Below are 13,490 nucleotides of genomic sequence, written 5' to 3' on the forward strand. Positions count from 1 at the left end.
CCTCACTGTGGCGGTAGATACCGCATCGGATCGACCGGTTTTCCGTTCTTGCGAACCTCGAAGTGCAGCTTGACCCTGTCAGTATCACTGTTACCCATTTCGGCAATCTTCTGGCCCTTGCGGACCGTTGACTGCTCTGCCACCAGCACCTTGTCGTTATGACCGTAAGCGGTGAGATACGTGTCGTTGTGTTTGATGATGACAAGATTCCCGTAGCCGCGCAAGGGGCCTACGTGAATCACCCTACCCTCGTCGGCAGCCAGCACCGGATCGCCTTTCTTGCCAGCAATATCGATGCCTTTGTTACCTTTGTCGTCAAATTTACCAATCAATTGTCCGCTCGCCGGCCAGGCCAGGCGGACGTCGCCTGCCGGGGCCGACGCGCCAGCTGCCGCGCTGGCGCCGGCGGCCGCGGCCGGGGCGGCCGCTGCGGGCGTAGCCGCCGGGGCGGAAGATGCGCTCATCGGCGTGCCCACCGGCCGCGTGGCGTCGATCGGCTGCGACTGCACCGTGCCCGGCGCCACCGGCACGGTGGCCACGCCCGGGGCGGCGTTCACGTCGGCGCTCGGGGGCACCACGCGCAGCAGCTGGCCGACCTCGATCTGGTTCGCGTTGGCCATGTTGTTCCAGGCCGCCACGTCGCGATACGACTGGCCATTTTCCAGTGCGATTCGGTAAAGGGTATCGCCGCGCTTGACCCGATAGTATCCGGCAGGCGCCGGCTCGAGCGGTGCGGCCGTCTGGGGGGTGCCGCCGGACGTACGGTCCACCACGGGTGCCGGCATCGGCGAATTGGCGCAGGCGGCCAGTACCGCCGCGCAGGCCAGGATGCTCAGATGTTGTCCGACTCGTGTGAAATTCTTCTGATTCACGATGTTGTGCATAGTTCGACTCAGATGGTGCCCGATTTTAAGGGCACAAAGAAAACGGCTTCAAGCGCGGTCCTGTGAAATCGATGCCGATTGAGGCGCTCGATCAGCAGCAGTTGCTGCGTCACCGTCTGACCCGGCGCGCCGTTGCCAGGTGTCACCACCGGCGCAATCAGACGCCCGCCGATGGCCAGTTGTTCCAGCAGGGCCTGCGGCACCTCCATGCCGGCCGCGGCAAGGATGATCGACGAGAACGGCGCGGCCTGCGGCAAGCCCAGCATGCCGTCGCCGTAATGCAGGCGGATATTCGGCACGCGCAGCGGCCGCAGGTTGGCCTTGGCTTGTTCGTGTAGCGGACGGATTCGCTCGATGGAGAACACTTCCTGCGCGCACAGGCTCAGCACCGCGGCCTGGTAGCCGCAGCCGGTGCCGATTTCGAGCACGCGCGCCAGCGGCTGATCGGGGGTCAGCCCCTCGCGCAGCAGCTCGATCATGCGCGACACGACCGAAGGCTTGGAAATGGTCTGCTGATGCCCGATCGGCAGCGCCGCGTCCTCATAGGCCTGCGAGGCCAGCCCCGGCTCCATGAACAGATGGCGCGGCACCGTGGCGATGGCGCCCAGCACGCGCTCGTCGCGGATGCCGCCGGCGCGCAGGCGCGCGGCCAGCGCGGCACGGGCCCGGTCCGACGCCATGCCGCCGCCGCCAGCCGTGGCCGCCGACGCGCGCGCCTCCACGGCACTGCCCGGCGGGGGCGGTGCGGCAGGCGGGGCGGCAGGCTTGCGGGGCTTTACAGTGGCAGGCGCCGGTGCGGCCGCGCGCTTGCCCACCGCCGGCATGCCGGCAGTGCGCGCGGGCGCTGGCTTGCGTTCGACTACCGCATCCAGCGGCAGCGGAAAGCGGGGGCGGCGCGGCGTGGAACTCATTTCGGATACGGCGCTGGAACCAGGGGAAGGACAAAAACGATGCCGCCGCGCAGCATACCGGCGCGGCGACCGCGAAAAAACGCCTGAGGGGCGCGCGGCGATGACACGCTCACCCCAGCCACTGTTCGATCTGTGCGAGCTGGCCGCGATGCGTCAGGTCCAACTGCAGCGGCGTGAGCGAGACGAAGCCATGGGCCGTGGCATGGAAATCGGTGCCCTCGCTGGCGTCGCGCGCGTCGCCGGCCGGGCCGATCCAGTAAATGGGGTCGCCGCGCGGGTTCACCTGCTGGATCACCGGCTGCGACGGATGGCGCTTGCCAAGGCGCGTGGCGCGGTGCCCGCGGATATGCTCGAACGGCAGGTTCGGAATATTGACGTTGAGCAGGAACGGTTCGCGCGGCGGACGCGCAATCACGTTCTCGACGATCTCGCGCGCCACGCGCGCTGCCGCATCGAGATGCTCCCAGCCATGGTTGACCTGCGAGAACGCGATCGACGGGATGCCGAACAGGTAACCCTCGATGGCCGCGGCGACCGTGCCGGAGTACAGCACGTCCTCGCCCATGTTCTGGCCCTGGTTGATGCCCGACACCACCAGGTCCGGCCGATCCTGCATCAGGCCGGTCAGCGCCACGTGCACGCAGTCCGTCGGCGTACCATTGATATAGCGGAACCCCTTCTGCACGCCTTCCTTCGCCTCGTACACCGAAAGCGGGCGCTGCAGCGTCAGAGAATTCGACGCGCCGCTGTGATTCTGTTCCGGAGCGATCACGGTCACGCGCGCCAGGGGCGCGAGTGCTGCGTGCAGGACGGCGAGCCCCGGCGCAAGGTAACCGTCATCGTTGGCGAGAAGGATATGCATGGCCGCGATTGTACCTGAGCGAAAGGCCGCTGGCGGCACCGCGGATGCACCGGAAACGGGACAGATGCAGCGCCGGCGCCCCCGCCAGCCGGCCGCCATGCGGCGCCCGAATAGGCGACATGCAGCGATTTTTTCCTGCAGAACGATCGTGCTTTTCTTGCGCTACACTTGCCCGGCGTCGTGCCCGGCCGCCCCGGCGTTCCTGCCGGGCACGGCACCGGCAAGACCACATCACACATGGGAGACACAATGAAAGCCGTACTGTGCAAAGCCTGGGGCCCGCCCGATTCGCTGGCGCTGGAAACCCTGCCCGACCTGGTGCCCGGCGACGGCGAAGTCGTCATCGACGTCAAGGCCGCCGGCGTGAACTTCCCGGATGTGCTCATCATCCAGAACAAATACCAGGCCAAGCCCGAGTTGCCGTTTTCGCCCGGCTCGGAGCTGGCCGGGGTGGTCAATGCCGTCGGCGCCGGTGTCACGCATGTGAAGCCCGGCGACAAGGTGATTGCCTATCTGGGCAACGGCGCGTTTGCCACCCAGGCCCGCGCGCCGGCCAAGGCCGTGGTGCCGATGCCGCCCGGCATCGACTTCGACGTGGCCGCCGCGTTCACGCTGACCTACGGCACGTCGCACCACGCCGTGGTGGACCGCGGCGAGCTGAAGGCCGGCGAAACCATGCTGGTGCTGGGCGCAGCCGGCGGCGTGGGCCTGGCGGCTATCGAAATCGGCAAGGCCATTGGCGCCCGCGTGATCGCCGCGGCGTCCACCAACGAAAAGCTGGCGGTCTGCAAGGAACACGGCGCAGACGCCTTGATCAACTACACCACCGAAGACCTGCGCGAGCGCATCAAGGCGCTGACCGACGGCAAGGGTCCGGACGTGATCTACGACCCGGTGGGCGGCGTCTACGCGGAACCGGCCTTCCGTTCGATTGGCTGGCGGGGCCGCTATCTGGTCGTGGGCTTCGCCAATGGCGAAATTCCGAAGATTCCGCTGAACCTGGCGCTGCTCAAGGGCGCGTCGCTGGTCGGCGTGTTCTGGGGCGACTTCGCGCGGCGCGAGCCGAAGGCCAACCAGGCCAACATGGCCCAGATGCTCGGCTGGATGAAGGAAGGCAAGATCCGTCCGCATATCTCGGCACGGTATCCGCTGGAACAGGCCCCGCAGGCGCTCAAGGACATGGAAGCGCGCAAGGTGACTGGGAAGATCGTCATTACCCCGTAAAGCTGCAATGCCCGACCGGTTTGCTCCCTTCTCCCGCTCGCGGGAGAGGGGAGAAAACCCTCAACGAACGATCAGAGTTTCTCCGTCTCGCCGCTCTGCGGCTGCCACTTCATCAGGCGCTTTTCGCCCGCCGTCACCATCCAGTCCAGCACCAGCGCGAAGGCCGTCAGGACCACGATGCCGGCAAACACCGTGTTGATGTCGAACGTGCCCTCGGCCTGCAGGATCAGGTAGCCGACGCCGCGCGCGGACCCCAGGTACTCGCCCACCACCGCCCCCACGAACGCCAGGCCCACCGACGTATGCAGCGACGAGAACACCCAGCTCGTGGCGCTGGGCAGGTACACATGGCGCAGCAGCTGCTGCTTGTTGGCGCCCAGCATGCGGGCGTTGGCCAGCACCACCGGGCTCACTTCCTTCACGCCCTGGTAGACGTTGAAGAACACGATGAAGAACACCAGCGTGACGGCCAGCGCCACCTTCGACCAGATGCCGAGGCCGAACCAGACCGCGAAGATCGGCGCCAGGATCACGCGCGGCATCGAGTTGGCGGCCTTCACGTAGGGATCGAGCACGGCTGACGTGAACGGGCTCAGCGCCAGCCACAGCCCCACGCCCAGCCCGGCCACGGTGCCGATGCCAAAGGCCAGCACGGTTTCCAGCAGGGTCACGCCCAGATGGATATAGATATCGCGTTCGACGACGAACCAGTTCCAGATCCGCTGCGCCACCATCAACGGTTCGCCAAAGAAGAACGCCACCTCCTGCGAGCGCGTGGCGACGTGCCAAACGACCAGGATCACCACCAGGAGCAGCAGCTGCCAGACGCGCAGCATGCCTTTGGAATCAGCACGAAAAGCCATGATCTTGTTATTGTCGGGTCCGGTAAATCAGGCCACCTTGCGCTGCTGCGCGTAGCCCTTGAGCACTTCCTCGCGCAGCACGTCCCAGATGGCGGCGTGCAGTTCCACGAAGCGCGGATGGTTGCGGATCTCGGCCACATCGCGCGGACGCGGCAGGTCGATCGTAAATTCGCCAATTGGATGGGTGCCCGGGCCGGCCGACAGCACCACCACGCGGTCGCTCATCGCAATCGCCTCGTCCAGGTCGTGGGTGATGAACAGCACGGCCTTGCGCTTGGCGGCCCACAGGTCCAGCACTTCGTTTTCCATCAGCTGGCGGGTCTGGATGTCCAGCGCCGAGAACGGCTCGTCCATCAGGATGATGTCGGGGTCCATCACCAGCGTTTGCGCCAGGCTCACGCGCTTGCGCATGCCGCCCGACAGCTGGTGCGGATAACGGTCGCCAAACCCGCCCAGGCCCACGCGGCGCAGCCATTCCTCGCCCTGCGCCACGGCGTCGGCGCGCGGAACGCCACGGAATTCCAGGCCGGCGATCACGTTGTCCAGCGCGCTGCGCCACGGCATCAGTGCCTCCGCCTGGAACATGTAGCCGGCGCGGGTATTGATGCCGGCCAACGGCTCGCCGAAGACACGCACGGTGCCGCTGGACGGCTCCAGCAGGCCGGCCGATACATTCAGCAGCGTGGACTTGCCGCAGCCGGTAGGCCCCACCACGGAAAGGAATTCGCCAGGCTGGATGGACATCGTGACATCGCGCACAGCGGTATACCGCTGCGAGCGGTCTTCGCGCGAGACGAAGGTGCAGGTCACGTTTTCAAGGGAAAGTGCAGGCGTGCTCATGACGGCATGACTCTGAGAAACGTTTCGCCCGCCGGGCGCCCATGCAGGGCGGGCGCGGCGGGCGACGAAAGACGCCCCGGACGGGGCGCAATGCTCACTTGTACTTGGCGTTGGCTTTCTGCACGAACGAATTCGTAAAAGTGCCATCCAGCTTGATCGCCTTGCCCTTCAGGTCGGGATCGAACTGCTGCAGCGTGTTCAGCGCGGTCTTGGGGCCGTCGGCCGGCATCAGGCCGTCCGGCGAGATCGCTTCCTTTACCTTGTCCCAGGCCGCCAGGTACAGCGCGCGGTCGCCCAGGAGGTAGCTCTCCGGCACGGTCTTGACGATGTCCGACGGGCCGGCCGCCTGCAGCCACTTCAGTGCGCGCACCATGGCGTTGGTCAGCGCCTGGGTCGTGTTGGGGTTCTGCTCGATGAACTTCGTCGACGCATACAGGCAGCCCGACGGCATGTTGCCGCCGAACACCGACTGCGTTTCCTTGAGGGTGCGCGTGTCCGAGGCGATCTTGACCTCGTTCTTCTGCGTCAGCATCGAGATCACCGGGTCCAGGTTCGCCATGGCGTCGATCTGCCCCGAGCGCATCGCGGCCACCGCGCCGGCGCTCGCGCCCACGCCGATGAACGACACGTCCGACGGCTTCAGCCCGGCCTTGGCCAGCACGAAATTGGCCATCATGTTGGTCGACGAGCCCGGCGCGGTCACGCCGATCTTCTTGCCTTTCAGGTCGGCAATCGACTTGAAGTTGGGCATGGTCTTGTTCGACGTCACCAGCACGATCTGCGGGGCGCGGCCCTGCAGCACGAATTCCTGGTAGTGCTGGCCCTTGGCCTGCAGGTTGATGGTGTGCTCGTAGGCTCCCGACACCACGTCGGCGCTGCCGCCCACCACGGCCTGCAGCGCCTTGGCGCCACCGGCGAAATCGACGATCTCCACGTCGAGTCCTTCTTCCTTGAAGTAGCCCAGCCGCTCGGCAATCGTCAGCGGCAGGTAGTAGAACAGGTTCTTGCCACCCACGGCGATGGTCACCTTCTGCTTCTCGGGCTTGCCCTGCGCGAAGGCGCTGCCGAACGTGAACCAGCCGGCCAGGAACAGCGCCAGTGCAATCAGCAACTGCTTCCAGAAAGGTTTGTTGTACATGGGGGTCTCCTGCCTTTTCCGATTCCTGCTTCTGTTTGGATGAGGGCGCGCCGCGTGCCGACGCACGAAAGCCGGGACGCCGCCCAAGCGGCTCCCGGCGATGCTACCGGACACAGCCAGTGTCCGCATCGGGATCAACACCTAATGTCGGCACAATGAGGCAGCCGCGACGGCCGTGCCGCCGCCACGGGCCTTCCATCCGCTGGCCTGCCCTGCCCGGCGGCTTATTCCGCGTGGATGTTGGCGGACTTGATCACCTTGGCCCAACGCTGCAGTTCGGCCTTCTGGTACTGGTCGAGCTGTTGCGGGTTCATGTACTTCGCCTCGGCGCCAAGTTCCTCGGCCTTCTTGCGGAACGCCTCGGTCTTCATGATCTTCTCGATCTCGGTGGTCAGCTTGTCCACCACGGCCTTGGGCGTGCCCGCCGGCGCGTACATGGCAAACCACGACGAGACATCCAGGTCGGGGTAGCCCGCTTCCGGTGCCGACGGTACCTCCTTGAGGCTTTCCAGGCGCGACTTGCTCGTCACCACCAGCGGGCGCAGCTTGCCGGCGGCGATATGGCCCATCAGCGGCGGCGGCGTGGTGATCGTCATGTCGACGTTGCCGCCCAGCAGGTCGGTCATGGCCGGGCCGGTCCCCTTGTAAGGCACGTGCGTGATCTGGATGCCGGCCATCTGGTTCAGCAGTTCGGTGGACACGTGCTGCAGCGACCCGTTACCCGACGATGCGTAGTTGAGCTTGTTCGGATTGGCCTTGGCGTAGGTCACCAGTTCCTTGAGCGACTTCACCGGCAGGCTCGGGCGCACCACCAGCACCTGCGGCGCCGACAGCAGGTTGGCCACGGGCTGGAAATCCTTGACCGGGTCCCACGACGTTTTGGTCAGCAGCGGCGTGATCACGTGGTAGCCCGAGTACTGCACCAGCAGCGTGTAGCCGTCAGCCTTGGCGCGCTGCACGGCTTGCGCGGCGATGGTGCCGTTGCCGCCCGGCTTGTTGTCGACCACCACCGACTGGCCCAGCGCCTTCGACAGCGGCTCGGAGATCAGGCGCGCCGCCAGGTCGGTGGTGCCGCCGGCGGCCGCCGACACCACCAGCATGACCGGGCGATTGGGATAGGAGCCGTCCTGGGCCTGGACGGTGGTGCCGACAGTCAGGCCGGCAGCGGCCAGCGCGGCGCAGGCGCCGATGAGGTTGCGTTTCATGCTTTGTCTCCGTATGTCTTATTTGGGGGACCCGAAAATCCGAAAATCCTGTTGTTCTGCGGCCCGGTCAGGCGTTGGCGAAGAACTCCGCCATCCAAGCGGGCGGCTGGTGCGTGCGCAGGCGCGGGCCGGCGCGCAGCAGCTGGCTGGGCACGTCGCGCTGCACCAGTTCCGACACCCCGCCCACCACGTTCAGCAGCGCGTCGAGGTCGACGCCGGTATCGACGCCCATCGCCGCGAACATATGCACCAGTTCCTCGGTGCTGACGTTACCGCTGGCGCCCGGCGCGTACGGGCAGCCGCCCAGGCCGCCGGCCGCCGCGTCGAAGCGCGTCACGCCGGTCTGCCACGCCGCGATGGCATTGGCCAGGCCCATGCCGCGCGTGTTGTGCAGGTGGATCGTCAGGCCGGTCTGCGGCAGCGCGCGCTGGAACGTCTCGCACAGCGCGGCCACCTGGTTCGGATAGGCCATGCCCGTGGTGTCGCACAGCGTGATGCCGGCCGCGCCGGCGTCGGCAAACGTGCGCGCCAGCGCCATCACGTCGGCGTCGCTGACCTCGCCCTCGAACGGGCAGCCAAACACCGTGGACAGCGAGACGTTGACCGGCACGCCGGCCTTGCCGGCCTCGTCGATCATCGCCAGCAACTGGGCCTTCGACTGTTCGCGCGTCATGCGCAGGTTGGCGCGGTTATGCGTCTCGCTGGACGACATCACCAGGTTCACTTCGTCCGGGCGGCACGACAGCGCGCGCTCCAGGCCGCGCAGGTTCGGCACCAGCACCGTGTAGCGCACGCCCGGCACGCGCTCGATCTGGTGCATCACGGCCTCGGCATCGGCCAGGGCGGGAATGGCCCGGGCCGACGTGAACGAGGTCGCCTCGATGCGCGCAAACCCGCAATGGGCCAGAGCGTTGACGAAGGCGACCTTGCCTTCGGTGGGCACCACGAACGGCTCAATCTGCAGCCCGTCGCGCGGCGCCACGTCGTTGATCTCGATGCGCGCCGGCCCTGCCAGCGGATAGGTCTGGGCGATGGGTTGACTCATGCGATCACTCCACGGGCGCGCAGGTCGGCAATGGCCGCCGCGTCGAAGCCGGCCTGCGCCAGCACGTTGTCGGTATGCTCGCCCAGCGTGGGCGCGCGGTCATGGATGGCACCGGGATTGCTCGACAGCTTCGGGAAGACGCCCGGCACTTCCACGGTGAGGCCCTTGGCCGACGTCACCGTCTCGATGACTTCGCGGGCGCGGTAGTGCGGGTCTTCGGCGATGTCCTTGACCGTATAGATGCGGCCGGACGGCACGTCGGCGGCGCGCAGCACTTCCAGCGCCGAGGCCACCGTCTGCGTGCGGGTCCAGGCGGCAATTGCGGCGTCGATGTCGTCCACCCGCTTGACGCGGCCGTCGTTGCGGGCCAGGTCCGGGTCCTCACCCAGGTCGTCGCGGCCCATCGCGGCCATCAGCCGCTTGAAGATCGCGTCGCCATTGGCGGCGATCAGCACGTATTCGCCGCAGCCGCACGGATAGGCATTGGACGGCGCGATGCCCGGCAGCGCCCCGCCCGCGGGCTGGCGCACCGCGCCAAATGCCGAATACTCGGGCAGCAGGCTTTCGCTGAGATTGAACAGCGACTCATAAAGCGCCACGTCGATGACCTGGCCCTTGCCGCCGCGCGCGTCTCGCTCGTACAGCGCCAGCAGCACGCCCAGCGCGCCATGCAGCCCGGCAATGGTGTCGCCCAGCGACAGGCCGGCGCGCACCGGCGGCCGGCCCGGTTCGCCCGTCAGGTAGCGCAGCCCGCTCATGGCCTCGGCCACGGCGGCAAAGCCGGGCTCGTCGCGCTTCGGTCCCGTCTGGCCGTAGCCCGACACGCGCAGCATGATCAGCCTGGGGTTGGCCGCGTGCAGCACATCCCAGCCCATGCCCCACTTTTCCATGGTGCCCGGACGGAAGTTCTCGATCAGCACGTCGGCCTCGGCGGCCAGTTGGCGCACGAGGTCCTGCCCTTCTCGCTGGCGCAGGTCGATGGCAATCGACTGCTTGTTGCGCGACTGGGCTTCCCACCAGACCGAGGTATCTTCGTGAAGCATGCGCCACTTTCGTAGCGGATCGCCCTGGCCGGGCGGTTCCACCTTGACCACGTGCGCACCAAAATCGGCAAGGGTCTTGGCGGCAAAGGGGCCGGCGATCAACTGGCCCAGTTCGAGGACCTTGATGCCATTGAGAATCTGTTGCGCCATGCTGGAAATGTCTCCGTGAAACTGACCCATGCGGGGGATTTGGCTTGGTTTCGACGGAGTGTGCCGCAGCTTCGGGGTGACGCGGAATCGGCATTCCGGAAAGCGGGCTATCTCGGAATGCGAAAGATTGGGGCTAACCCTGACGAGGGGATGGGTCAACTTCCGGTCCGGAGTTGCCGTTATCCGGGACACCTCCCGGGCGCAGTTCCGGCACCGTTCCGGCACGCTGCGCGCCCGCCACCCACCCTCCGCGGCTTCGTCACCATGCGATTTTTCCGCTTCTGCCGGATTCTCTGCGCCGCCTGCGCCGGCTGGATGGCCACGTCCGCGCTGGCGCAGACGCCCGCCACGACGACCATCGTGCTGTATTCGGAAGCCGCCCAGCGGCCGCTGTCCTATGAGGAAAACGGCGTCCCCCGGGGCGCCTACATCGACAGCGTGCAGCGCGTGCTGAAACGGCTGCCGCCCGAATACCGGGTCGAGATCCGCTTCGCCTCATGGGCGCGCGTGGTCGAGGAGGCCAGGTCCGGCAACAGCGCCGGCATCCTGGGCGTCTACTACCGTCCGAAGGAACGGCCCTACCTGAACCATTCGAAGGCGTTCTACGCCGAGGACGTGGCCGTCCACTGCAATCGCGATGCCGTGGAAGGCCGTACCTTCCGCACCTATCCCGACGATTTTGCCGGCCTGAAGTTCGGTAACCAGCGCGGCTACCTGGCCCCGGGGCCGCGATTCTTCCAGTTCGCCCGGGAAGGCCGGATCGAGGTTGTCGAGGGCCACGAGTTCCAGGACCTGGTCAAGAAGATGCTGGTGGGAGAGATCGACTGCGTGGTCAACCCCAGCGTGGTCCTGAACGAGGCGCTGGTCACGCTGGAGGCGCGCGGCCTGCCCGAGCGCATGCGCTACAAGTCCAGGCGCGTGCTGAACGTCAAGACCGAGACCGTGCATATCGGCTTCAGCAAGCAGTACGAGGCATCGCATCCGGAGCTGGCCCGCTTCCGCGCGCTGTTCAACAAGGCAGTGGATGAATAGAATCCCTCCCTGAATCCTCCAGGATCGAGCCCTTCATGCCACTGCTGCCCCCGGTTCATTCGATCCGGAACAGAATGATCGTGCTGTTCATCGTTGTCACCACGACAACGCTGGGGGCCTTTGCCGCGCATCGCCAGTGGCAGTTGCAGCAGGAACTCGCGCGCCGCTTCGAGCGGACCCGCGCGGAGATCATGGATGGCCTGGGCCAGAGCCTGGCCGAACCTGCCTGGGCGCTCAATGTCGGCATCCTGCGCTCCCGCCTGGAAGCCACGCTGGTGCACCCCGAAGTCTCCGAGGCCTGCGTGTTCTCGCCCGACGGCAAGGAATCCTATGCCATGGCCGGCCGCCCTGCCGCGCCGGGCACCGCCCCTTGCACCGTGGCCGGACCGCACGACGTGCTGAGCGAGGTGCGGATCTACCCGCCGGCCAATATCGATGCCGCGCGCCGCGAGCAGTCGATCGGCACGGCCGTGATCCGGTTCTCGCGCCAGCCGATGCACCGGGCGCTGCGCGCGGCGATGATCCAGGGCATTACCGAAGTGGCCGCCATCGACGTGGTGCTGGTGCTGCTGCTGACCTTTGGGCTGCGCATGGTATTCCGCCCGCTGGAACACCTGCAGCGCGCGCTGTTCCAGCTGGCGTCGAGCCACGGCGACGAGCTCGACGAACTATCGCGGCTGGGCCGTACCGAGTTCGACAGCGTCATCGACGGCTTCAACCAGGTGTTGCGCAAGCTCAAGCTGATCATCGCCGAACGGACCGAAGCCGAACTGACGGTGCGGGCCGCCATCCAGCGCAGCCACGAGGCCTTTGCACAGATCCAGGCCACCCAGGCCGAACTGGTCGAGAAGAATCTGCAGCTCGAGGCGCTGTCCAAGACCGACCAGCTGACCGGCGTGTTCAACCGGCGCCATCTGGACGCGGTGCTGATCAGCGAGCTGGAACGCCACCGACGCGACGGCAGCCTGTTTTCGATCATCCTGATCGACGTGGACCGCTTCAAGGCCATCAATGACAACCATGGCCATCAGATCGGCGACCGGGTGCTGGTGGAAATGGCCGAGCGCATCCTGGAAATCACGCGCGATGCCGATACCGTGGGCCGCTGGGGCGGCGAGGAATTCCTGATCATCTGCCCCGACGCCACGCCCGAGGTCGCCGTGCAGTTTGCCGAACGGCTGCGCCGCACGGTGTCCGAGCGGGCGTTTTCGGTGACGGGAGACATGACCGCCAGCCTGGGCGTGGCCAGCGTGCAGCCCGGCGACACCATCCACGGGATGATCTCGCGAGCCGACCAGGCGCTCTATCGCGGCAAGAACAACGGACGAGACCGCGTGGAGTACGCGGACGAGGGCTTGACCACCCCATAGCCCGGCGGGGCAGTGCTCAGAACGGGGCGCGGTCCCCGCACAGGTGGGCAATCAGCAGCCGGGCCGACACGGTCAGGCCGGCTGGGTCGCGCATGCCGATCAGCAACGACCGGCGGGCCCAGGCATCGCGCAACCCCACCAACGACAGCCCCATCGACTTCACATGCGGCTCGGCGGCGATGCGCGGCAGCACACCCACCCCCAGCCCCGCCATCACCATGCGGCACATCGCGTCGAAGCTGCGCACCTGGATGCGCAGGCGGAACTGGCGTTCCAGCCGGCTGCTCTCTTCGAGCAGCCGCGCGGCCAGCGACGTCACCTGGGGCAGGCTGACGAAGTCGTATTCGAGCGCATCGGCGTAATGCACCGGACCGTCCTGGGCCAGCGGATGGCCCGGCGGCGTGATGATGACCAGTTCGTCCTGCCGGTATTCGACCGTGACCAGCCCGGTGCAAGGCGTGCGGTCGGCAAAGATGCCGACGTCGGCCCGGTTTTCCATCAGCGCGGCCACGATGTCGCTGCTGTTGTGCTCTTCGAGCTCGATGCGGATGGTGGGATGCTGGCGCATGAATTGCGCCAGGTCGTCGGGCAGGAACTGGGTAATGGCCGACGTGTTGGCGCAAACGCGCACCTGGCCGCGCACGCCGGACGCATAGTCGGACATCACGCCGGCCATGCGCTCAACGTCCTGCAGGATGGTCAGCGCGTGGTGAAAGCAGGCCTGCCCCGCCTCGGTCAGCTGCACCCCCGCCGCATGACGGAAGAACAGCGGTGCGCCGACGGCGGTTTCCAGGTCGGAAATCCGCTTGCTGGCGGCCGCCACGGCCAGATGCGACTGGCGCGCGCCGGCCGAGATGCTGCCCTGCCGGGCCACGGCCACGAACAGGCCCAGCGTCACGAGATCGAAGCGCGCCAGGTTCATG

13 protein-coding genes are annotated in these 13,490 nt (G+C 66.8%); 3 read left to right on the plus strand and 10 right to left on the minus strand.

Annotation, left to right across the window (positions count from 1 at the left end):
* Positions 1-2: 2 nt before the first annotated feature.
* The 3 genes from AC3FJ6_RS00855 to surE all read right to left on the minus strand — a co-directional run bounded on the left by AC3FJ6_RS00855 (position 3) and on the right by surE (position 2,657).
* Positions 3-884, minus strand: a complete 882-nt coding sequence (locus AC3FJ6_RS00855) for a peptidoglycan DD-metalloendopeptidase family protein (protein WP_488770360.1) — start codon at positions 882-884, stop codon at positions 3-5.
* An 8-nt stretch (positions 885-892) separates the two neighbouring features.
* The gene (locus AC3FJ6_RS00860; protein WP_092594117.1) at positions 893-1,795 is read right to left on the minus strand and encodes a protein-L-isoaspartate(D-aspartate) O-methyltransferase; all 903 of its coding nucleotides are present in this window, start codon (positions 1,793-1,795) and stop codon (positions 893-895) included.
* A 109-nt stretch (positions 1,796-1,904) separates the two neighbouring features.
* Positions 1,905-2,657, minus strand: a complete 753-nt coding sequence (surE, locus tag AC3FJ6_RS00865) for a 5'/3'-nucleotidase SurE (protein WP_488770361.1) — start codon at positions 2,655-2,657, stop codon at positions 1,905-1,907.
* Between the two features lie 249 nt (positions 2,658-2,906).
* Here surE and AC3FJ6_RS00870 point away from each other — a divergent pair, with 249 nt between their 5' ends.
* Positions 2,907-3,881: an NADPH:quinone oxidoreductase family protein gene (locus AC3FJ6_RS00870; RefSeq protein ID WP_488770362.1), complete on the plus strand. Its 975-nt coding sequence runs from the start codon at positions 2,907-2,909 to the stop codon at positions 3,879-3,881.
* A gap of 71 nt (positions 3,882-3,952) precedes the next feature.
* On the opposite strand, the gene AC3FJ6_RS00875 is transcribed toward AC3FJ6_RS00870, so the two are convergent.
* The 6 genes from AC3FJ6_RS00875 to AC3FJ6_RS00900 form a co-directional block, all read right to left on the minus strand.
* The gene (locus tag AC3FJ6_RS00875; protein ID WP_488770363.1) at positions 3,953-4,744 is read right to left on the minus strand and encodes an ABC transporter permease; all 792 of its coding nucleotides are present in this window, start codon (positions 4,742-4,744) and stop codon (positions 3,953-3,955) included.
* Between the two features lie 27 nt (positions 4,745-4,771).
* Positions 4,772-5,584 (minus strand): ABC transporter ATP-binding protein, encoded by an 813-nt coding sequence (locus AC3FJ6_RS00880; RefSeq protein ID WP_488770364.1) that lies wholly within the window; start codon positions 5,582-5,584, stop codon positions 4,772-4,774.
* A gap of 94 nt (positions 5,585-5,678) precedes the next feature.
* The gene (locus AC3FJ6_RS00885) at positions 5,679-6,722 is read right to left on the minus strand and encodes an ABC transporter substrate-binding protein (RefSeq protein WP_400394631.1); all 1,044 of its coding nucleotides are present in this window, start codon (positions 6,720-6,722) and stop codon (positions 5,679-5,681) included.
* Positions 6,723-6,946: 224 nt separating this feature from the next.
* Positions 6,947-7,927, minus strand: a complete 981-nt coding sequence (locus AC3FJ6_RS00890; protein ID WP_488770365.1) for a Bug family tripartite tricarboxylate transporter substrate binding protein — start codon at positions 7,925-7,927, stop codon at positions 6,947-6,949.
* 67 nt (positions 7,928-7,994) lie between these two features.
* The gene (locus AC3FJ6_RS00895; RefSeq protein ID WP_488770366.1) at positions 7,995-8,972 is read right to left on the minus strand and encodes a hydroxymethylglutaryl-CoA lyase; all 978 of its coding nucleotides are present in this window, start codon (positions 8,970-8,972) and stop codon (positions 7,995-7,997) included.
* Positions 8,969-10,165, minus strand: coding sequence for a CaiB/BaiF CoA transferase family protein (locus AC3FJ6_RS00900; protein WP_488770367.1), 1,197 nt, complete (start codon positions 10,163-10,165; stop codon positions 8,969-8,971). The genes AC3FJ6_RS00895 and AC3FJ6_RS00900 overlap by 4 nt, the downstream gene beginning before the upstream one ends.
* Before the next feature lie 264 nt (positions 10,166-10,429).
* Here AC3FJ6_RS00900 and AC3FJ6_RS00905 point away from each other — a divergent pair, with 264 nt between their 5' ends.
* Entirely contained in the window at positions 10,430-11,197 is a 768-nt protein-coding gene (locus tag AC3FJ6_RS00905; RefSeq protein ID WP_488770368.1) for a substrate-binding periplasmic protein, read from the plus strand.
* A 35-nt stretch (positions 11,198-11,232) separates the two neighbouring features.
* A complete protein-coding gene (locus tag AC3FJ6_RS00910) occupies positions 11,233-12,567 on the plus strand; it encodes a GGDEF domain-containing protein (RefSeq protein ID WP_488770369.1) in 1,335 nt (444 codons plus the stop codon).
* A gap of 16 nt (positions 12,568-12,583) precedes the next feature.
* Here AC3FJ6_RS00910 and AC3FJ6_RS00915 read toward each other — a convergent pair whose 3' ends face one another.
* Positions 12,584-13,489: a LysR family transcriptional regulator gene (locus AC3FJ6_RS00915; RefSeq protein WP_153945295.1), complete on the minus strand. Its 906-nt coding sequence runs from the start codon at positions 13,487-13,489 to the stop codon at positions 12,584-12,586.
* Position 13,490 lies beyond the last annotated feature (1 nt).

The sequence above is a fragment of the Cupriavidus sp. 94F1 genome (assembly GCF_057798875.1).

Bases quoted from the DNA above. Each gene is read 5' to 3' on its own strand.
- AC3FJ6_RS00860 (WP_092594117.1), bottom strand. From the start codon at position 1,795: ATGAGTTCCACGCCGCGCCGCCCCCGCTTTCCGCTGCCGCTGGATGCG.
- AC3FJ6_RS00910 (WP_488770369.1), top strand. From the start codon at position 11,233: ATGCCACTGCTGCCCCCGGTTCATTCGATCCGGAACAGAATGATCGTG.
- AC3FJ6_RS00880 (WP_488770364.1), bottom strand. From the start codon at position 5,584: ATGAGCACGCCTGCACTTTCCCTTGAAAACGTGACCTGCACCTTCGTC.
- AC3FJ6_RS00870 (WP_488770362.1), top strand. From the start codon at position 2,907: ATGAAAGCCGTACTGTGCAAAGCCTGGGGCCCGCCCGATTCGCTGGCG.
- AC3FJ6_RS00905 (WP_488770368.1), top strand. From the start codon at position 10,430: ATGCGATTTTTCCGCTTCTGCCGGATTCTCTGCGCCGCCTGCGCCGGC.
- surE (WP_488770361.1), bottom strand. From the start codon at position 2,657: ATGCATATCCTTCTCGCCAACGATGACGGTTACCTTGCGCCGGGGCTC.
- AC3FJ6_RS00890 (WP_488770365.1), bottom strand. From the start codon at position 7,927: ATGAAACGCAACCTCATCGGCGCCTGCGCCGCGCTGGCCGCTGCCGGC.
- AC3FJ6_RS00855 (WP_488770360.1), bottom strand. From the start codon at position 884: ATGCACAACATCGTGAATCAGAAGAATTTCACACGAGTCGGACAACAT.
- AC3FJ6_RS00875 (WP_488770363.1), bottom strand. From the start codon at position 4,744: ATGGCTTTTCGTGCTGATTCCAAAGGCATGCTGCGCGTCTGGCAGCTG.
- AC3FJ6_RS00900 (WP_488770367.1), bottom strand. From the start codon at position 10,165: ATGGCGCAACAGATTCTCAATGGCATCAAGGTCCTCGAACTGGGCCAG.
- AC3FJ6_RS00885 (WP_400394631.1), bottom strand. From the start codon at position 6,722: ATGTACAACAAACCTTTCTGGAAGCAGTTGCTGATTGCACTGGCGCTG.
- AC3FJ6_RS00915 (WP_153945295.1), bottom strand. From the start codon at position 13,489: ATGAACCTGGCGCGCTTCGATCTCGTGACGCTGGGCCTGTTCGTGGCC.
- AC3FJ6_RS00895 (WP_488770366.1), bottom strand. From the start codon at position 8,972: ATGAGTCAACCCATCGCCCAGACCTATCCGCTGGCAGGGCCGGCGCGC.